Annotated in this window: 20 protein-coding genes; 12 read left to right on the top strand and 8 right to left on the bottom strand. The window is 62.5% G+C overall.

What is annotated here, in order from left to right; genetic code table 11:
* Nucleotides 1-126: 126 nt before the first annotated feature.
* From NK8_RS23240 to NK8_RS23220, 5 genes are all read left to right on the top strand, one after another.
* Nucleotides 127-1,485: a TIGR00366 family protein gene (locus NK8_RS23240; protein WP_162068404.1), complete on the top strand. Its 1,359-nt coding sequence runs from the start codon at nucleotides 127-129 to the stop codon at nucleotides 1,483-1,485.
* 45 nt (nucleotides 1,486-1,530) lie between these two features.
* Nucleotides 1,531-3,006, top strand: coding sequence for a class I adenylate-forming enzyme family protein (locus NK8_RS23235; protein WP_213231382.1), 1,476 nt, complete (start codon nucleotides 1,531-1,533; stop codon nucleotides 3,004-3,006).
* Between the two features lie 20 nt (nucleotides 3,007-3,026).
* Nucleotides 3,027-3,842 carry an enoyl-CoA hydratase/isomerase family protein gene (locus NK8_RS23230; RefSeq protein ID WP_213231380.1) on the top strand — a complete coding sequence of 272 codons (816 nt, stop codon included), beginning with the start codon at nucleotides 3,027-3,029 and terminating at the stop codon, nucleotides 3,840-3,842.
* 38 nt (nucleotides 3,843-3,880) lie between these two features.
* A complete protein-coding gene (locus tag NK8_RS23225; protein WP_162068401.1) occupies nucleotides 3,881-4,876 on the top strand; it encodes an MDR family oxidoreductase in 996 nt (331 codons plus the stop codon).
* Nucleotides 4,877-4,977: 101 nt separating this feature from the next.
* Nucleotides 4,978-5,496: a GNAT family N-acetyltransferase gene (locus tag NK8_RS23220; protein ID WP_213231379.1), complete on the top strand. Its 519-nt coding sequence runs from the start codon at nucleotides 4,978-4,980 to the stop codon at nucleotides 5,494-5,496.
* Between the two features lie 11 nt (nucleotides 5,497-5,507).
* Here NK8_RS23220 and NK8_RS23215 read toward each other — a convergent pair whose 3' ends face one another.
* The 8 genes from NK8_RS23215 to NK8_RS23180 form a co-directional block, all read right to left on the bottom strand.
* Complete coding sequence (locus tag NK8_RS23215) at nucleotides 5,508-6,725, bottom strand: MFS transporter (RefSeq protein ID WP_225936397.1); 1,218 nt, start codon at nucleotides 6,723-6,725, stop codon at nucleotides 5,508-5,510.
* 69 nt (nucleotides 6,726-6,794) lie between these two features.
* Entirely contained in the window at nucleotides 6,795-7,985 is a 1,191-nt protein-coding gene (locus tag NK8_RS23210; protein WP_213231378.1) for a M20 aminoacylase family protein, read from the bottom strand.
* 13 nt (nucleotides 7,986-7,998) lie between these two features.
* The gene (locus NK8_RS23205) at nucleotides 7,999-8,493 is read right to left on the bottom strand and encodes a 6,7-dimethyl-8-ribityllumazine synthase (protein ID WP_213231377.1); all 495 of its coding nucleotides are present in this window, start codon (nucleotides 8,491-8,493) and stop codon (nucleotides 7,999-8,001) included.
* Nucleotides 8,494-8,551: 58 nt separating this feature from the next.
* Nucleotides 8,552-10,027 (bottom strand): sodium:solute symporter, encoded by a 1,476-nt coding sequence (locus NK8_RS23200; RefSeq protein ID WP_213231376.1) that lies wholly within the window; start codon nucleotides 10,025-10,027, stop codon nucleotides 8,552-8,554.
* The gene (locus tag NK8_RS23195) at nucleotides 10,024-10,245 is read right to left on the bottom strand and encodes a DUF3311 domain-containing protein (RefSeq protein WP_162068397.1); all 222 of its coding nucleotides are present in this window, start codon (nucleotides 10,243-10,245) and stop codon (nucleotides 10,024-10,026) included. The genes NK8_RS23200 and NK8_RS23195 overlap by 4 nt, the downstream gene beginning before the upstream one ends.
* Nucleotides 10,246-10,465: 220 nt before the next feature.
* On the bottom strand, nucleotides 10,466-11,896 hold the full coding sequence (locus tag NK8_RS23190; protein ID WP_213231375.1) for an NAD-dependent succinate-semialdehyde dehydrogenase: 1,431 nt from the start codon (nucleotides 11,894-11,896) through the stop codon (nucleotides 10,466-10,468).
* A 28-nt stretch (nucleotides 11,897-11,924) separates the two neighbouring features.
* Entirely contained in the window at nucleotides 11,925-12,437 is a 513-nt protein-coding gene (locus tag NK8_RS23185) for a flavin reductase (RefSeq protein WP_213231374.1), read from the bottom strand.
* A 31-nt stretch (nucleotides 12,438-12,468) separates the two neighbouring features.
* Nucleotides 12,469-13,842, bottom strand: a complete 1,374-nt coding sequence (locus NK8_RS23180) for an LLM class flavin-dependent oxidoreductase (protein ID WP_213231373.1) — start codon at nucleotides 13,840-13,842, stop codon at nucleotides 12,469-12,471.
* Nucleotides 13,843-14,006: 164 nt separating this feature from the next.
* Here NK8_RS23180 and NK8_RS23175 point away from each other — a divergent pair, with 164 nt between their 5' ends.
* The 7 genes from NK8_RS23175 to NK8_RS23145 all read left to right on the top strand — a co-directional run bounded on the left by NK8_RS23175 (nucleotide 14,007) and on the right by NK8_RS23145 (nucleotide 18,992).
* The gene (locus NK8_RS23175; protein ID WP_162068393.1) at nucleotides 14,007-14,603 is read left to right on the top strand and encodes an XRE family transcriptional regulator; all 597 of its coding nucleotides are present in this window, start codon (nucleotides 14,007-14,009) and stop codon (nucleotides 14,601-14,603) included.
* Nucleotides 14,604-14,777: 174 nt separating this feature from the next.
* A complete protein-coding gene (locus tag NK8_RS23170; protein WP_213231371.1) occupies nucleotides 14,778-15,092 on the top strand; it encodes a type II toxin-antitoxin system prevent-host-death family antitoxin in 315 nt (104 codons plus the stop codon).
* Nucleotides 15,089-15,439, top strand: a complete 351-nt coding sequence (locus NK8_RS23165) for a hypothetical protein (protein WP_213231369.1) — start codon at nucleotides 15,089-15,091, stop codon at nucleotides 15,437-15,439. The genes NK8_RS23170 and NK8_RS23165 overlap by 4 nt, the downstream gene beginning before the upstream one ends.
* Before the next feature lie 71 nt (nucleotides 15,440-15,510).
* Complete coding sequence (gene hfq / locus NK8_RS23160) at nucleotides 15,511-15,786, top strand: RNA chaperone Hfq (RefSeq protein ID WP_162068390.1); 276 nt, start codon at nucleotides 15,511-15,513, stop codon at nucleotides 15,784-15,786.
* A gap of 83 nt (nucleotides 15,787-15,869) precedes the next feature.
* Nucleotides 15,870-16,517, top strand: coding sequence for a hypothetical protein (locus tag NK8_RS23155; RefSeq protein WP_213231367.1), 648 nt, complete (start codon nucleotides 15,870-15,872; stop codon nucleotides 16,515-16,517).
* 123 nt (nucleotides 16,518-16,640) lie between these two features.
* Complete coding sequence (locus NK8_RS23150) at nucleotides 16,641-17,858, top strand: diguanylate cyclase (RefSeq protein ID WP_213231365.1); 1,218 nt, start codon at nucleotides 16,641-16,643, stop codon at nucleotides 17,856-17,858.
* A 426-nt stretch (nucleotides 17,859-18,284) separates the two neighbouring features.
* The gene (locus NK8_RS23145) at nucleotides 18,285-18,992 is read left to right on the top strand and encodes an SDR family oxidoreductase (RefSeq protein ID WP_213231363.1); all 708 of its coding nucleotides are present in this window, start codon (nucleotides 18,285-18,287) and stop codon (nucleotides 18,990-18,992) included.
* Nucleotides 18,993-19,011 lie beyond the last annotated feature (19 nt).

Here is a 19,011-nt window from a genome sequence, read left to right as displayed (position 1 = left end):
AGGGGCTATAACGTCCATAACTGACCGGTCGTCTAGTGCCTCGTCACAAGACTGAGCGATATGAAACGCATCAGACAAACGGAGACATGAGCAATGGAAAAGGTGAACGCAGGAGCAGCGACGTCAATGAACAGACCCGTGCGATCCTACGGGTTACGCGGATTCACACGCGTTTGCGTGGTGCTCGTCGAGAAGGTGATGCCGGACCCGTTCGTCATCGCTGTATTGCTGACGTTGCTGACGTGCGCGCTTGCGGTCGCCCTCGCGCCGCATGGCGATATCGGCACGGTCGTGACCAGCTGGTATGACGGTGTATTCAAGATCGCGAGCTTCGCGTTTCTGGTCGCATTGACGCTCGTCACGGGACACGCGTTGTCGACTTCGAAGCCTGTGTCGATGCTGCTCAGAAAGGTCGCGTCGTATCCAACGACCGCCGTGGGCGCGATGACGCTCACCTTTTTCGTCTCGATGGTCAGCGGCCTGCTCAACTGGGCTGTCGGTCTGGTCGTCTCCGCGTTGTTCGCCCGCGAGATCGCCAAGCGGGTGCGCGTGGATTTCGCGTGGCTCGTCGCGGCCGCCTACGCGGGCTGGTCGTTCTACCCGTGCGGTCTTTCGAGTTCCATCGCCTTGCTGAGCGCGACGAAGGGCTCGCCGCTGAACATCATCGAGAAGATGACCGGTTCGGTGCTGCCGATGCGGGACTTTCTGCTGTCGCCGTTGAACTTCGTTCCTGTCGTCGTGCTCGCCGTGCTGGTTCCGCTCGTGTTCCGCATGATGAAGCCGCACGACAACGAAACCATCGCGGCGGACCCGGCGAAACTCATCGCGGAAGATACCGTCGATGTGCCGGACGAACGTGTGAAGACCTTCGCCACGTGGCTCGACAACGGATGGGTACTTAACCTGATTCTCGTTGCGCTGGGCCTGGGCTATATCGTGATGAAAGTCATGGCCGGCAAGTTCACGATGGACCTGAACATGCTAGTCATGATCTTCCTGATCCTTGGTCTGGTGACACACTGGACGCCGCGCGCCTATCTCACCGCGATCAACAATGCCGCGCGGGTCGCCGGTCCGGTGCTGCTCCAGTTTCCTATCTACGGCGGCATCATGGGTGTCATGACGGTGACGGGCCTCGCCGACGAAATGGCGAAATGGTTCATCAGCTTTTCCACCACGCACACGCTGCCGTTCTGGACCTTCGTCTCGTCGGTGCTCATCAGCATGTTCGTGCCGAGCGCGGGCGGACACTGGATCGTGCAGGCGCCTTTCGTCGTGCCCGCGGCCCAGCATCTCGGCGTCTCGCAACACGCGGTCGCGATTGCCGTCGCACTCGGTGAAGGCGTGGCCGACATGGTGCAGCCGATGTGGGTCATTCCGCTGCTCGCGATTGCCGGCGTGGGCATGGGCCGCGTGATGGGCTTCACCGTCATCATCTTCTTCGTCATGCTGGCGGTGATGGGCGGCACGCTCCTTCTGCTGTAAGCGGCTCTTTCAACCTTTCGCACACTTTGGCCTCACTGAAAGCTCATGGACGACATGAATAACCTTGGCTTCATTCTGGCGGCCGCATGCCGAAAGCATGGCGCGGCCGTCGCGATCGACGCGGCTGAAACGAAGCTGACCTACGACGCATTGCTCGAACGCGCAATGGATGTCGAGCGCGCGCTCATCGCGCACGATTGCCGTCCCGACGAACCGGTGCACGTGCTCGTTTCCAGTCATCCCGCGGATCTCGCCGGTTTTCTCGGCGTGTGGCTCGCGGGCGGCGTGGTGGTGCCGCTGCATCGCACCTCGCCTGCAAGCGTGATCGACAGCGTGCAAGGCAGGAGCATGGCGCGGCTCGCGGTCGATGTGGCGCATTCCGATGTCGTCACCCTGATAGGCGCGACGCCGCCGGATGCGCGCGCCCAACTCGATCGCGCCGCGATGATCATCTTCACGTCCGGATCGACCGGCGTTCCGAAGGGCGTCGTGATCGGCCACGACGCCTTCAACGGCAAGCTGCGCGCCATCGACGCGATGATCCACTTCCGCAGGAACGAACGCACGCTGCAACTGCTGAACATCACGTTCAGCTTCGGCATCTGGTCGAGCCTGCTGACGCTGATCGGAGGGGGAACCATCGTGTTGCCGAAGAAGTTCGTTCCGGCGCTTCTGCTCGAACAATTGCGCAACGAGCGGATTCATCGCGTCGGCGTGGTGCCGACCATGTTGCGCGCCATGCTCGCCGTTCGCGCACAGGACGCCGACGGCCTTACTGCCGCATGCCCGACGCTTCGCCAGATCCTGACCGGCGGCGAGCAGTTGAGCGAGCAACTCGCGACGCAGGTCGCCCGGCTCTTTCCGGATACCGATCTCGTGAATATCTTCGGTCTCACCGAGACGTCGACGTGCGACTTCTTCCAGTTCCCTCCGGATCGGGCGGCCAACCCTCATTCTTTGGGCTTGCCGTCGAGCAACGTGCAGTTCCGCGTCGTGGATGAACTGGGCGCGCCGTGCGAACAGGGAGTCATCGGCGAATTGCAGATCAGAAGTCCCTTCCTGATGGGCGGCTACCTCGATGAACCCGGCCTCACGCAAGCCGCATTCTCCGACGGATGGTTCAGATCAGGCGATCTCGCCCAGCTCGACGTGGATGGCCAGGTACGCCTGATGGGCCGCTCGAAGGAACTGATATCGCGTGGCGGCAACAAGGTGACGCCGATGGAGGTCGAGCGCGCGCTGAAGCAGCACGAGGCCGTTTGCGATTGCATGGTCGTAGGCGCACCCGATGACATTCTTGGCGAGCGCATTCACGCGCTGATCGTCCCGAACAGTGGCTGCGCGATCGAAGCGGACACGCTGCGCGCGTTTCTTTCGAGCAGGCTCGACCGCTTCAAGATGCCGGACTTCATCTATATCGCCGATGCGCTCCCGATCGGGCGGACTGGCAAGGCGGACCGGCGCGAGCTGCGCAACATGATTTCGGGCGGCACGCTCGCACCGCTTGCTGGCCATTCCTGAAACCGAACCGGAGACACCCGATGTCCGAATTCACCACACTCAAGTATGAAGTCAAAGACTCGATCGCGATCATCACGCTGAACCGGCCCGAGCGCCTGAACGCGCTGGGCAAGAAGTCGCTGCAGGAAATCAACGCGGTCATGGACCGGGCGGAAGCCGATCAAGGCGTTCGCGCCATCGTCATCGCTGGTGAGGGAAAGGCGTTCTCGTCGGGCTTCGACCTGAAGGAACAGATGGAAGCGCGTCCGGAAGGCGCGGCTGTGTGGCGCGAAATCCTCGACCGCGACTTCGATACGACCATGCGCTTCTGGGACTGCCCGAAGCCGACCATCGCCGCAGTCCACGGCGCCTGTCTCGCGGGCGCGTTCGAAATCGTGCTCGCCTGCGATATCACCGTGGCCGCGCGCTCGGCGATCTTCGGCGAGCCGGAACTCAAGTTCGGCGCGGGCATCGTCACCATGCTGCTGCCGTGGATGACCAATCCCAAGCAGGCCAAAGAAATCATTCTGACCGGCCTCGACCATATCGCGGCGGAGAAGGGCGCCGAACTCGGGTTCGTCAATCGCGTTGTCGAGGACGGCGAGCACCTGAACGAGGCGCTGCGGATTGCTCGCACGATGTGCGTCATCGACCCGAACCTGATGCGCGAAACCAAGCGGGCGATCAATCACAGCTTCGAGGCGCGCGGCATGAAGGAGACGCTCAAGCACGCGCTCGATATCGACCATGCCGTCGAGACGGCGGTGTCGCCCGACAAAAAGGCGTTCATGGAAGTCGCGCGCGCGCAAGGCATGCGCGAAGCCATCCGCTGGCGCGACCGCCGCTTCGAAGACTAATGCTTCTAGACCCAATCATCTCAACTGGAGAACACGTGATGTCCGGACAGACGTTCAATGCAATGATGCTGCGCGAGGAAGACAGGAAGACCAAGGCCGCGATCGAGAAGCTGAGCTTCGACGCGCTGCCGGGTGAAGACACGCTGGTGAAGATCGAATACTCGACGATCAACTTCAAGGACGCGCTGGCTGTCACCGGCAAGGGAAAGATCGTCAAGACGTGGCCGCTCGTGCCCGGTATCGACTTCTCCGGAGAAGTGGTCGAAACGTCGAATCCGAATCTGCGCGCCGGGCAGAAGGTCGTGCTCACGGGCTGGAGCGTGGGCGAGAAATACTGGGGCGGCTACAGCCAGTATCAGCGCGTGCGCGGCGAATGGCTGGTGCCGCTGCCGGAAGGGCTCACGACCCGCCAGGCGATGATGATCGGCACCGCCGGCTTTACCGGCATGCTGTGCGTGAATGCGCTCGAAGGCGCAGGCATCACGCCGGCGAGCGGTCCGGTGCTCGTGACGGGCGCGGCCGGAGGCGTGGGCAGCGTCGCCGTCGCCGTGCTGAGCAAGCTCGGCTACGAAGTGTGCGCGCTGACCGGCAACGAAGAGAAGCACGAATACGTCAAAGGCCTCGGCGCGAAGGCGTTTGCCGATGGCCCGCAGTGGGCCGAAGCACCGCGCGCGCTCGAAGCGCAGAAATGGGCGGCCGCGATCGACACCGTCGGTTCGAAAGTACTCGCCCGCGTACTCGCCGAGATGAACTACAACGGCGTGGTTGCCGCGTGCGGCCTTGCCGGCGGCGCCGACTTGCCGACCACCGTCATGCCGTTCATCTTGCGCGGCGTCCGGCTGATCGGCGTGGATTCGGTGATGCTGCCATCAAAAGATCGCATCAAGGCATGGAACCGCATCGTCATCGATCTGCCGGCAACGCTGCTCGACGGCATCACCGCGCAGACGGTCCGCCTCGAAGAAGTGGGTGCGGCGGCCGAGGCGATGCTGGCGGGTCAGCTCAGAGGCCGTGTCCTGGTCGACGTCAACTGACATGGAGCGCAACGCCCGGGCAAAGTCCATCCTATTGGCACGTGATTTTCGTTCGGATACTATGGTGGACATTGGTCAACTATGAAATACGGATTTGAACGATGCCTATCCGCGATGCAGGCCTGGACGACCTCCCGGTCATCACCTCGATCTATAACGACGCCGTGCAGCACACGACGGCGATCTGGAACGACAAGCTCGTCGATGTAGCCAACCGCACGCAATGGCTGGCCGAGCGTCAGAAGCAGGGCTATCCGGTCCTGGTTTCAGTCGATGAAAACGGCCAAGTTCTCGGCTATGCGTCGTTCGGCGACTGGCGAGCGTTCGACGGTTACCGGCATACCGTCGAGCACTCGGTCTACGTGCACGCCGGTCAGCGCGGCAAGGGCATTGGCGAGGCGCTGATGCTCGCGCTGCTGGAGCGCGCGCGCCGCATTGGCAAGCACGTCATGGTCGCCGCAATCGAGTCAGGCAACGAGGGCTCGATTCGTTTGCACGAGAAGCTCGGTTTCCAGCACGTGGGCAAGTTGCCTCAGGTCGGCATGAAGTTTGGCGTCTGGCTCGATCTCACGTTCCTGCAACTGATCCTGGATGATCGCGAGAAGCCGGACGACGCTTGAATTCGCGCCGGCTACGCTTTCGACGTTGCGCCTCTCGTCTGCCGCCTGAGAACTGGGGCGAATCCCATCAGGCCAGCGATCGGGCCGATCACGAGCAGCCACGCCGAGTCGAGCCCGACTCTTTCGAACAGCGCCGTTGCCGCCGAAATAGATACGACCGTGATGGCGAAGCCGATCGAGTTTTGAATGGCCAGCGCGCTTCCCACGAGCTCGGGCGGACAGGCCCGGGCGGAGAGCGCGGAAAACTGCGGCGAGTCCGCGACCACGGCGGCGCCCCACACGAGCAGGAGAAGAAACAGCAGCGGGGCGCTGGCATCGCGCCACATCAGGGCGAACAGCACACAGCACGTACCCGATATCGCCAGCGCGCCCGCGGCGACGCCCGCACTGCCGATTCTCCGGGAGAGCATGCCGCCGGCGAGACAGCCGGCCGAGCCGGCCGCGAAGATAAAAAACGAAAGACCGGAAACGCCGCCTGCGTGAATGCCGTCCGCCAGCGATGACCGTGCAATGTAAAGCGGCACCAGCGTCCAGAACGCATAGAGTTCCCACATGTGGCCGAAGTAGCCCAGCGCCGCGCCGCGAAAGTCGGGAAGTTGGAGTGCGTGGAACACCCCGGGCGATGGGGATGCCGTGCTCTTGTAGGTGAGATGGGATTTGCTTCGTGTATGCGGCCCGTCTCCGAGAAGGAAGATCAGGACGCCGGCCAGCAGCGCCAGCATCGAAGACGCCACGATGATGCCCTGCCACGGCAGATCGGTGCCTGCCACCTTCAGCGCATGGGGAAGTCCCGAGCCCAGCGTCAGCATCGCGACGAGCTGGGCCAGCGCCGGGCCGGTTTTCTCCGGCACCCAGCTGACGACGAGCTTCATGCCCATCGGATAGATGCCAGCCAGACAGATGCCGACGAGAAATCGACATATCGCGCCGGAGACGATCCCTGTGGCGAGCAGCGCGAACATCGCATTGAAGACGGCCCCGAAAATGGCGCTCCATACGAAGATGGCACTCGCGCGAAACCGGTCGGCGCCGCCGGTCAGCGACATCGTCAGCGTGCCGAGGATGAAGCCGGCCTGCACCGCGCTCGTCAGCCAGCCGATATCCGCGGCGGTGGCGTGCCACGCGCGCGTAATTTCAGAAGCAGCACCGTTCGCGCTGAACCACAGCGAGGTGCCGAACAACTGCGCGAGCGAGATGACCGTCACGGGCCCGACGCGCTCGGCGAGCATTCGCCGTACGCCAGTGCATTGCGCCATTGCCAAAGAGGTGTCTCCTGTTGTTTCGTTCGGGCACGCGGATCAGCGCGCCTCGAACGGGCGTTGGAAGTAACTGTGTGCAAGCGCCGCCCAATAGCGGACGCCTGCCGGAATGAGCGCGTCGTTGAAGTCGTAGGCCGGGTGATGCAGACCTGCATCGCCGCCCGCTCCCGCCAGCACGTACGCGCCCGGCCGGGCCTCCAGCATGAAGCCGAAGTCCTCGGAGGTCATGTTCGGCTCGACGTCCAGATGAACGCGCTCGTCGCCGAAGGTCGAGCGCAGCACGGCCGCGCAGAAATCGGTCTCGGCCTTCGTATTGACGGTCGCGGGGTAGTACTGAAAGAACTCCGTCTCGATCCGCACGCCGTAAGATTGCGCCGCGCCCTGACAGAGGCGGTCCACGCTCTCCTTGAGTTCATTCAGCAAGCGGGACGACAAGGTGCGGATGGTCCCCCGCATCTCGACTGTTTCAGGCAACACGTTGTCCGTTTCTCCGGCGTGGATCATGCACACGGACAGCACGGCCGGGTCGACCGGGTCCTTGTGTCTCGCGCAAAGCGTCTGGAATTGAAGAACGAGCGCGCACGCGATCGGCACGGGGTCGACACCTCGATGCGGTTGCGCCGCGTGCGCGCCGACGCCCTTCACCGTGACACGAAAGCGCGTGCCGGCAGCCATGATCGGTCCCGCGCGCAAGCCGAAGTGCCCCGCCGGAAGACCGGGCCAGTTGTGCATCGCGAATACCGCCTCGCTCGGGAATCGATCCAGCAGGCCCTCGTCGAGCATGCGCTTCGCCCCGGCGCCGCCTTCCTCGGCAGGCTGAAAGACGAAGTGAACCGTGCCGGGCAGTGCCGGAAGCTGCCGGAGAACGCGTGCAGCGGCCAGCAGCATCACGGTGTGCCCGTCGTGACCGCAGGCATGCATGCGACCTTCGTGACGAGACGCATACGCGTGCTCGCTGGTTTCTCGGATAGGCAGCGCGTCCATATCCGCGCGAAGCAGAATCGCGCGAGCAGGTTCGATGCCGGGGAGGCTCGCAACCACGCCGGTTCCTCCCAGCCCTCGCGTGACCTCGTAGCCGGCCTGCCGCAGCTCCTCGGCCACCACGTCCGAGGTCCGGACTTCCTCGTAGCGCAGCTCCGGGTGCGCGTGCAGGTCGTGCCTCAGTGAAACCCAGCGGGGCAGATGCTTGTCGATCAGCTCGCCGAGCCGGGTTGTCGTGTCTGAATTCATGCTCTTCCGGTGTCTATGTCAGCGTCTCGACCCGATACCTGTCGAGGGCTTCGAGGCCGAGTAGCTGCTGCATGCAGGCCTCGGCCAGCTCGCTTCCCTTGATCGAGAAGTGATCCTTGAAAAAGTGCAGATGAGTTGCGTGCTCGTGGAAGTGGTGCGGCGTGAGCACCATCGAGAAGACGGGGACGTTCTCGTCCAGCTGCACGCGCATCAATGCGTCGACGACCGTGCTCGCGACGAAATCATGGCGATAGATTCCGCCGTCGACGACGAATGCCGCGCCTGCTATCGCGGCGTAACGTCCGCTGGCGGCGAGACGCCGCGCGAACAACGGAATCTCGAAAGCGCCGGGGACGGTGAAATAGTGGATCCGGCTGCCGTCGAGGCCCTTGCTCTGCATGCGGCGCGCGAAGGCTTCCCTGCCCGGCGCCAGAATGTCCTGGTGCCATCCCGCCTCGACGTAGGCAATCTTGAACCCGGACTCGCAGTCTTCGGAATGTCTGTTCATCGTGTCATCCTCGATACGCCCTTGCGAGAGTCTGAAACGCTCGCAAGGGCCGTGCTCGTCAAAGCGCCGTCGCGCCGCTGCGAGCTTCATCGGTCGCGCGCCTCGTGAGCAAGGTCACGACGACCAGCGTCATCACGTTGAGCACCAGCGCAACGATGCCTACGTTCAGGTCCTTCAGCGCGTCGGGAAGGAACGGAAACAGTTGTGCGATCGTGCTCCTGGTGAGGGACACGGCGGCGACGGTCGCTTCGCCGACGATGATGCTCGCGAACGCGGCCGCTCGCGTGACCGGGTTATGGCGCAGCAGCGAGGCGACGAGGACCGGAAACAACTGCGTCACGAGGGCGTACGCCATGAGCAGCAGCGACACGATGGTCTGGCCGCCCTGAAGCGTGAAGAAGACCGCGCCCAGCATGATGACCGGCGCAATCCAGCGCGCCGACGCGGCGATGTGCTGCTTGCTCGCGTTGGGGCGCGCCACGCGGTAGACGTTGTTCGCAAGCAGGGTCGATGCGGTCATCAGGATCATCGAACCGGGCACGATCGCGGTCAGCACGCCGGCCGCGCCGATCACGCCGACGAACCAGGGATCGAAAGTCGCCATCGAGATCTTGAGCAGCGCAAGGTCGATTTCGGTTCCCTTGAGGCCCGGAATGCGCAGGACCGCCGCGAAGCCCACGAAGAAAATGAACAGCAGCATGAGTTGATAGATCGGCAGCACATAGGCATTCCGGCGCAGCACGTCCTCGCGTCTGGCGGTGTACGTCGCCATGAACATGTGCGGCCACATGTAGAAGCCGAGTGTCGAGAGCAGCACCGTCGAGACGAGCCACACCGGACTTTCACCACGTGACGACAAGGCAAGAAAGCCCGGCTTCGCTTCGTCGATGGCGGCGAACATGGAGCCGATCCCGCCGTAGTAATGGAACGGCAGATACAGCCCCAGAAAGACTGCGACGCCCATCACGAGAATGTCCTTCACGACCGAGGTCCATGCGGAGCCATGCACGCCGGACAGCGCCACATAGACGGCGACGACCGTGGCCCCGATCCAGACGCCCTGCGTGGACGACACGGCCGAATAAGAGGCCACCGTCACGATGATGCCCAGCCCCTTCAGTTGCAGCACCAGATACGGAATGAGCGCGACGATGCCGACGATCGCCACCAGCACGCCGAGCAGCGGGCTGTTGTACTTCGCGGCGAAGAAGTCGGGTTGCGAGATGAGGCCGCGTTGCTTCGCATATCGCCAGATCGGCGGGAGCAGCCAGTAGGACAGCACGAAGCACAGACTGCCGTAGCCGATCATGTAGTAAGCGGCGCCGCCGTGTCCGTACGCGTATCCGCTGCCGCCGAGAAACACGAACGTCGTATAGATCTCTCCCGCCATCAGAAGAAACACGATCGCCGTGCCGAATCCGCGCCCGCCGACGGCCCATTGTTCGAGACTCATGCCTTTGCCCGGACGGGCGCGGATGCCCAGGAACAACGCGAGCGCCATGGCCGCGAAGATGATCAAAAGTGCGCTATTCATGCATGGTCTCCCGCCATTTCTTCACTGGTTTTGATGCGGTGCTTGCTGTCCGAGCGATAGACGAGGGCCATCACGATCGACGTGATGACGAGCGTCCCGGCCAGCCAGGCAAGCAGAAACGGCATGCCCAGGACGAACGGCGTCACACGATTCAGAAAGAACGGCCCGAGCAATACGAACGCGGGCGGCAAAACGACGAGGGTGTGGATGGGACGCATCGAGACTCCACAAGCTTTTGTGATGAAAAGACGAGCGGAGCCGCGGGATGCCATATCCCGGACGAGAACGCCGTCAACCTGTGCGGTGTTGCCTTGCCCCGGAATGCTCACCGCCGGCATTCCGTCTTGCACGCGCCGGAGCGCGAGGAAACTTCACGTAGGGTGATCTGGCCGATTCCCGCCCGATGCTGTCAGGTCAGGTTCGCCCGCGACGCGCGGCTCAGACGATCAGGTGGGAGATGCTCTTGACCGTCGTGTAGCACTCCAGTCCTTCTGTTCCGCCCTCGCGTCCGTAGCCGCTTTCCTTCACGCCTCCGAAGGGCGTCTCCGAGACTGCCGATACGAAATGGTTGATCGCGAGATTCCCGACCTCCATTTCCTGTCCCAGCCGGTATGCCGTCGCGGCGGAGCGCGTGAACGCATAGCCCGCGAGCCCGAAGGGCAGGGCGTTGGCCCGGGCGATGGCTTCATCGAGCGAATCGAACGGCGTGACGAGGCACACCGGTCCGAAAGGCTCCTCGTGCATGATGCGGGCGGAGTCGGGCACGTCGGCGAGCACCGTGAACGGGAACAGGTAACCCGCTCCGGGCAGTCGTTTGCCGCCACACATCAGACGCGCGCCTGCATCCAGCGCGTTCTGGACCAGCGCTTCGATCGCCTCGAGCCTGCGGCGGCTGGTGAGCGGGCCGATATCGCTGCCGGATTCGAGCGGATGGCCGACACGAATCTGCTTCGCATGCCGCTCGAATGCGGACACGAACGCGTCATAGACCGCGCGATGCACGAAGTAACGCGTCGGCGCCACGCAGACCTGTCCGGCGTTATTGAGCTTGCCCTTTACGCAGGCGAGCGCGACCGAATCGACGTCGATGTCGTCGCTGATCACCACGGGCGCGTGCCCGCCTAGCTCCATGATCGCCGGCTTCATGAAGCGCGCGGCGAGCCCGGCGAGGTGCTTGCCGACAGGCGTGGAGCCGGTGAACGTGATGCCTCGCACGACCGGGTTCGAGATCAGATGCTCCGAAATCTGCGCAGGGTCGCCGTAGACGAGATTGAGCACGCCCGGGGGAAGACCCGCATCCATCAGTGCGGTCGCGAGCATGACCGCGCCCGCCGGCGTTTCCTCTGCCGGCTTGAGAATGATCGCGCAGCCGCTCGCCAGTGCGCCGCCGACCTTGCGCGCGGGCGAACTCATCGGGAAGTTCCACGGCGTGAACGCGGCGATGACACCGAGCGGTTCGCGGATCACCGTGTGCCGCATGCCCGGTTCCGCCGGAATCACGCGGCCGTACAGACGCTTGCCTTCATTCGCGTCCCAGGCCATCAGGTCGCAACTGCGCAGCACTTCGGCGCGCGCTTGCGCCAGCGTCTTGCCTTGCTCCATCGCGATGACCGGCGCGATCGTCTCGATCCGCTCGCGCAATAGCTCCGTCGCACGCAGGATGACTTCCGCGCGCCGCGCGGGCGGCGTGCGCTTCCAGACCTGAAGCCCGCCTTGCGCCGCGACGAGCGCGTCGTCGAGGTCACGCGGTGCTGCGTGGGGAACCATGCCGATCACGGTTTCGTCGGCCGGGCTGATGACCGGCTGACCCGGCGCGTCGCGCCACTGGCCGTCGATGAGCAGCTGAATCTTTGGGTAATTGAATGGCATTGAAGAATCTCGATCGGAATTCGACGTTTCAGGCAGCCACGGCCGACAGAGCGGCAGCCGTGTTGCCGACGCGATGAAAATTGCGCGCGTAATAGATGAGCGCATCGGCTTCGCTGCGTGTCCGGGTGGCTTCGATGGTGCAGAAGAAGACCGTGTGGGTGCCGACTTCCGTGGTGGAACGGACCGCGCAATCCAGCGCGCTGATGGCGTCCGCGAGGACCGGCGCACCGGTTTCGAGCGCGTTCCACTCGCCGCAGGCGTAGCGTTCGTCCATGCTGGCGTCCCTGGTCGCGAAGCGCGCGGCGATGTGCTGCTGGTCGGCCGACAGCACGTTGACGCACAGGACGCCGTTCTCGCGAATGATGGCGTTGTTGCGGCTCGACCGGTTGATGCAGACGAGCAGCGTCGGCGGCTCGTCGGTGACCGCGCATACGGCCGAGGCGGTGCAGCCCGCGCGCCCGGCGACGCCATCGGAGGTAATCACGTTGACGGACGCACCCAGGCCCGCCATGGCTTCTCGGAAGCTTGTCTTGTTGATCATGATTTAGCCCGATCTGGTTGAAGATGAGGTATCAAAGGGTCTGCTCGAAGCCGCCGCGATACTGCGCCGCCGGATGCGATCCGGGCAGGCGCGCATGGCCGAAGAGCTTCTCGCGATAAGTCCCGCCGCGATACGCCGTCTTGTAGGCGCCGCGTTCCTGCAGGACCGGAATCAGGAGGTCGACGACGTCGTCGAAACATTCGGGCACCACCGTGCGCGACAGATTGAAACCGCCGATGCCGGTTTCCTCCACCCACGCCATCATCAGATCGGCAATGCTTTGCGCCGAGCCGACCCACGGCGTCTGCCGGCTGCCGAGCACCATCTGTTCGAGCAGCTTGCGACGTGTCCATTGAGGGCCCGCGCTGCGCGTCATCGCTTCGACATTCGAGACGATGGCCTGGCTCTTCTGCGTGTCGATGGGTTCGTCGATGTCGTAACGCGAGAAGTCGATTCCCAGCGACGCCGCCGCATGTGCAAGCGCCGCCTCCGAACTCACGTAGCGCCGATAGTCTTCGAGCTTGTCGCGCGCTTCCGCGTCCGTGCGGCCGATCACCAGCGACGCACCCATGAAGATGTTCACGTCGTCTGTCCGACGGCCGTACTGGACGGCCCTCTGGCGGATGTCGCCGACGATTTCCCGGATACCTTCCTTCTTCTGCCCGTTCACGAACACGCATTCGGCGTGGGTCGCGGCGAACTGCCTGCCGCGCGTCGACGAACCCGCCTGATAGAGCACCGGCGTGCGCTGAGGCGAGGGCGCGCAGAGGTGCATCGCATCGACCTTGTATTGCGCGCCGTGGTGATGAATCGAGCGCACGCGCGACGGCGACGCATAGACGCCGCTCTCGCGGTCGTTGAGCACGGCGTCATCCGCCCAGCTTCCTTCCCAGAGCTTGTAGACGAGCGACATGTATTCGTCCGCGAGGTCATAGCGGTCGTCGTGGGCGAGCTGGTGATCGATACCGATGGCCCGCGCCGCGCTGTCCAGATAGCCGGTGACGATGTTCCATCCGATACGCCCGCCGGTGAGATGATCCAGCGTCGACATCCGGCGCGCGAACAGGAAAGGTTGTTCGTAAGTGAGGTTGCAGGTCACGCCGAAACCCAGATGCTTCGTGACGGCCGCCATGGCGGGCACGATCATCAGCGGATCGTTGGCGGGCACCTGCACCGCGCCGCGCAACGAGGCATCGGCGCTGCCGCCGTAGACGTCGTAGACGCCCACGACGTCCGCGAGGAACAGTCCGTCGAAAAGCCCGGCTTCGAGCTTCTTCGCATAGTCCATCCAGTACTGGAGTTCGGAGTATCGGCCGGACTGGTCGCGCGGATGAGTCCAGAGGCCCTGCTGAATGTGGCCGACACAGTTCATGTCGAATGCGTTGAGGCGGATTTCCTGCGGCATAGTCGTGTCCTTTATTCGATGGCGCCCGGCGACGCCTGAACTTGATGCGTTTACTATAGTGGACGAACGGCTACGATAAATAAGAATTTGCCTCAGGGTTTACGCTCGGCGTTGGAAGTCTGCGACGGACCTGCGCCGCGGGCCGAACCTGGCCGCCGCTTATAATGCGTCGCTCCGATATCCAACCGACGACGAGGCTCCGAGTGACGAATGACCCGACCGACGCCATTGCCACGCGCATCAAGATCGAGCGCGAACGGCGAAACTGGTCGCTTTCCGAGCTTGCGGAGCGTTCTGGCGTATCGAAAGCCATGATCAGCAAGATCGAGCGCGGCGAGGCTAGCCCGACCGCGACCTTGCTCGGCCGTCTGTCCGGCGCGTTCGGACTGCAACTATCGACCTTGCTGGCTCTTGCCGAGCAGGCGGGATTGCGAATCAGCCGCGCGGATGCGCAGCCTGTCTGGAAAGATCCGGAGACGGGATATACACGGCGCGTGCTGTCGCCGCTGAATGGTTCGGTGCTCGAATTGGTCGAGGTCAATCTGCCCGCGCACACGAGAGTGTCCTATCCGCCATCCGCGTTCACCTTCCAGCATCAGCAGATCTGGGTGACATCGGGCACGCTGCTGTTCGAGGAGGGTGAGGTCACGCATACGCTCAATGCGGGCGATTGCCTGCAACTCGGGCCGCCTGTGCAATGCACGTTCGTCAATTCGACCGATGAGGCGTGCACTTACGTACTGGGGCTGGTCAAGCGTTAGGCATTGGCATGTCGACGACAAAGGCCTCCCGTCGTTTCTTATCTATTTGTAGATAGACACTTGCACCGAAAATTATGACGGTCGCACTTTTTTTGGTTTCACGGGAAACGTGCTTGACAGACACGACCGCGCGGCGTGTGTTACCTTAACGAATTCGTTAATGGATACATGAAAATGGCAATCCGCACGCAGGACGTGGTCCCCATCAGTGAGGCTCGGGCGCGTCTGACCGAGTTGGCCGATGACGTCGTCGCCGGCGCTGAGAAGGTCTTGACGAAAAACGGTTCCGCTTTCGTTGCGATCGTCGACGCGAGGAAGCTTGACTATTATCATGAGCTCGAGCGCCACGAGCGGGGCCGCTTGTTGATGCTCTCGGACGCGGAACGCGGGATGCACGACGTGCTCGCCGGGCGCACATCGTCTGCCGAAGATTTCAGGCGCGCGTTGCAAGAGCGTGCCGAGGAACGCCGCAGCAAGGGCCAGACATGATCATCGTTGACGTCGCTGACTCGTTCAGTGAGTCCCTCGATGCCATCGAAGCGTGCACGGCCGCACGACGTTCCGACGATCTTGAAGGCGAAATAGTTGAGCTTATTGCGCGTCTGGAGCAGTATCCCAAGATTGGTCGTCGAGCAAATTTCTATTCAGTGACTTCAGCCGCATCGCAGGCATGGCTGCAGCAAGTTGAGCAGTTGGCTGCACAGGCTCAGTTGTTTGAATTTCGGGAGTCTGTTCTCTCCGCCTATCTCATCCTGTACGCGTGTTCCGACACGCGCGTGATCCTGCATTCGATCCGCTACGAACAAGAGGCCAAGTACGGCCTCGATGCTGTCTGAAGCATCCGTGGCTTGCAGATCGGACACGATCGGATGACTCGAACTCATCAAATCTCAAAGGCAAAACTGATATGGCGCAGAACCAACCCGGTGTACAAGGCGACTTTCTCAACGCGTTGAGAAAGGAACGAAAGCGCGTGGCGATATATCTGGTCAACGGAATCCGACTGGTTGGGCACATTCAATCATTCGATACGTACATGCTCTATCTCAATTCGACCACGGGATCCCAGATGATCTTCAAGCACTCGATTTCGACCATCGGCGAAGATACGGGTCCGGCCGTGCGGTCAAACAGCCGTGCGGGCGGATCGCGCGAGTTCACAAATCGTTCTCACGCAAAATAGGCCGCTCACGACGTTTCCAGGGGTCCAGTGGTGGCGGAAGGCTCAACGCCGCGTTCGCTGTCAGCCAAGGAGCCAAAGAGACCATGAACAAAGCAAAGCCGAAACTGACACGTCAAGACGCTGAGCGCCTCTTCGAGGGCCTGCCAGCGGGAGCAACCGCGAGGGCGTCGAAGCGTCCCGAGAATCCTTTCGGGCCGGACGCGTCCGACGTCGTCAAGCGCGTCGAAGACGAATCCACGCTCTGGAAGGACAACCTGATCACGCTCCCGGTGGCAATTGAGTTGCCTAGCGGCTATGACTCGGTGTCTCGCATGCGCGAAGCCATTGCGCGGGCTTTGCACGTGAAGTGGGTGAGGGAGGGCAAAGACGAGGTTGTCGCCGAGTTTCCGGAAGGCTGGACGATGATTCGCCCAGGAAGTGGCCCCTGCGAGTTGCGAGACCCATCCGGCGTGGTCCGGGCGCTATTCGGTTGGGCCAGGAACGCCGAGCTCAGGATCCTGCCACGTTATCTGATCGAGTCCCAGACAAACAGCTCGAACGGGTTGGGAAGCGTGCTTGTTCGCGATCGCGGGAACGGTCGAATTCTCGAGCGGTCTTCCATCTGGTCGGCGCGCACGGGTACCAACCATCCGGATTGGACCAAGCTCGCAGCATGGCTTGATTCACGTTATCCAGACCATCACGACCCGCTGCGCTACTGGGATGATTGCGAGAAAAATATCCGAACCTGAGCCTGCAAAATCGAGTTGAACGCGTCAGCCCAAATCAGACATGCTCTCCTCAATTTTCTGTTTTTTCTGCCGTAAACGAGTCATGTCAGATCGTCTTCGGCTGGGAGAAAGCTCAGCGAGCGCATGCGTGTCGACCTCATCACCCTTTACCTGTTAGCAATCGGAACGCTTCTCGCCAGCAGCGCCCTGACGCTCTGGGAGCGTCGGTCGTATCCACGGCGCAGGCGCGAACTTGGCGTGCTCGCAGCAGGTTACGCCACGCTCGCGTTCGGCTGCGCCACCGCCGCGATTCGGCATAACGTTCCTGGCCTTCCCGGCGTCGTGGGCTCCGCGCTGGCGAACCTCATCATCGTCGGCGGGTATCTGCTGAACCTGCACGGCGTCGCACTCCTGAACGGACGCCGCTACGGCCGGATCTCTCTCTGCATCGTGTCGATACTCGCGCTCGCCTGGGCCATCGCGGGCGAGCGCGGCGAAGCGGTCATGTGGGCGTATCTCAGCGCCATCCCCATCTCCGTGGTGTGCGGTCTGACCGCGCGCGAACTCCTCAGCAACCGCGATTCGAAATGGAAGCAGTCGCGCAACATCGCCGTGGCCATCACGGGCGGTCACGCGCTCTTCTACGCGTTCAGGGCCACCGTTCTGCCGTGGCTGGCGGCATCGTTCGGACCGCACTTGCTGGCGATAGTCGGCCAGGTGACGATGTACGAAGGGGTGCTCTATTCGGTCATTCTGCCCATGACGCTCCTGCGCCTCGCGCGCGACGAAGCCCACGCCGATCTGCGACGCGAATCGCAGACCGATTACCTCACAGGTCTGGGCAACCGCCGATGGTTCTTCGAAGAAGGCGCGAGCGCAATCCGCGAGAGCAACGCCTTTGCACCCGTGTCCTGTCTCGCGCTCGACCTCGACCACTTCAAGGCGATCAATGACCGCTTCGGGCACGAAGCCGGCGATGAAGTGCTGAAGTCGTTCGCCACGGTTCTCCGCAGCGTGCTCGGACGCGATGCGATCCTGGCGCGCATCGGTGGTGAGGAGTTTGCCGCGCTGCTGCCGGGGCACGAAAGCGCCCGGGCGAAAGACCTGGCCGAAGCCGTGGTTCGTCGATTCTCGCAGACGGTCACGCGCACGGCGCGCGGGGTGGAGATCGCGGCGACGGTGAGCATCGGCATGGCGCGCTTGGGGGCCGAGGAAGACACGCTGGCAAAAGTGCTCGCAGCCGCGGATCGCGCGCTCTACGGCGCAAAATCGCGCGGTGGCAACCGGCTCGAGATCGCGCGCGCCGCAACGACCCGCGCGAATCTCGAGGATGCTCCGGATCGCCGTCTGACGGCCCTCTGAGCATACTTCCTGAGTGGAACGTCCGGGTTCTCGTCTCGAATGACCGTTTCCGAAGACTGACCAAACGTCGTGTCGTGCCAGGCGAGACGGGACGATTGCGCCTGCGAGCGAGCAATTGCTCGCGCTTATGTCTTTCACGCGCTCTGAATTGGTCTCACGCAGAGCAACAGATTCTTGCCGCCGTCGCAATCAAATTCCCGGATTTGAGCTTGTCATGTGTGCATATGCACACTACTATCTGGTGGTCATTTCTCGCTGGAGTAACAGCAGTCTTCCGCAGCAGACGGAGTGTGGTTTTGGATTGCGTCGGTTCGGACTATGTCTCTCGAGACCGTCCACCAGCGAGCGTTGTGAATGCCGCCATCAGTTGGAAAGGCATCTCACGCAAGAATCGTAGTTGCGGCTTATTTACTCTGGAGTTTCATCATGAATGTCAAGGGTTCGGTTGTATTCGTCACGGGCGCAAGCCGTGGTCTCGGTTTGGCCTTCGCTCGTGAGGCTGTGGAACGTGGCGCCGCGAAGGTGTACGCCGGAATGCGTAACCCCGGCAACTTCAAGGAGCCGGGCATTATCCCGATCAAGCTCGATGTAAACGACGTGGATTCGATTGCAGCAGCGGCGAAGGCTGCGCCGGATGTCACGCTTCTCGTGAACAACGCGGGTATTGCCGAACTGACGCAGGAACACTTCACTGAGCGCGAAGTCGAGCAGGCCCGCCGGTTCTTCGAAACAAACTACTACGGCATGATCCGCGTGACGAATGCCTTCCATGATTCGTTGGTCTCAAGCAAGGGCGCCATCGTGAACGTGCTTTCAGATGCGACCTGGAAGGTCGTTCCAGTCCTTTCGCCTTACTCGGCCACGAAGGCGGCCGCATGGAGTTACACGAATAACATTCGCGAGTTGCTCAGAGGACAGAACGTGCAAGTCGTGGGGCTTCACGTCGGCTTTCTGGATACTGATCTCGCCAAAGACGTCGATTTGCCCAAGACCGACCCGAGGGACGTGGCTCGCCAGACCTATGATGTCGTCGATGCAGGTGGGAGCGAGGTCCTCGCTGACGCTGGCACGCGCGCTATCAAGGGCACACTCTCAGCAGAGAATTCGGCTTACGTCGATCCGTCAATAGTTTGAAGCGTTTCGCCCAGTCGTA

Source organism: Caballeronia sp. NK8 (assembly GCF_018408855.1).
In the GTDB taxonomy this organism is placed as follows: Bacteria; Pseudomonadota; Gammaproteobacteria; order Burkholderiales; family Burkholderiaceae; genus Caballeronia.
The sequence above is the reverse complement of the archived record's forward strand: the minus strand, read 5'-3'. Positions and strand labels throughout refer to the sequence as shown.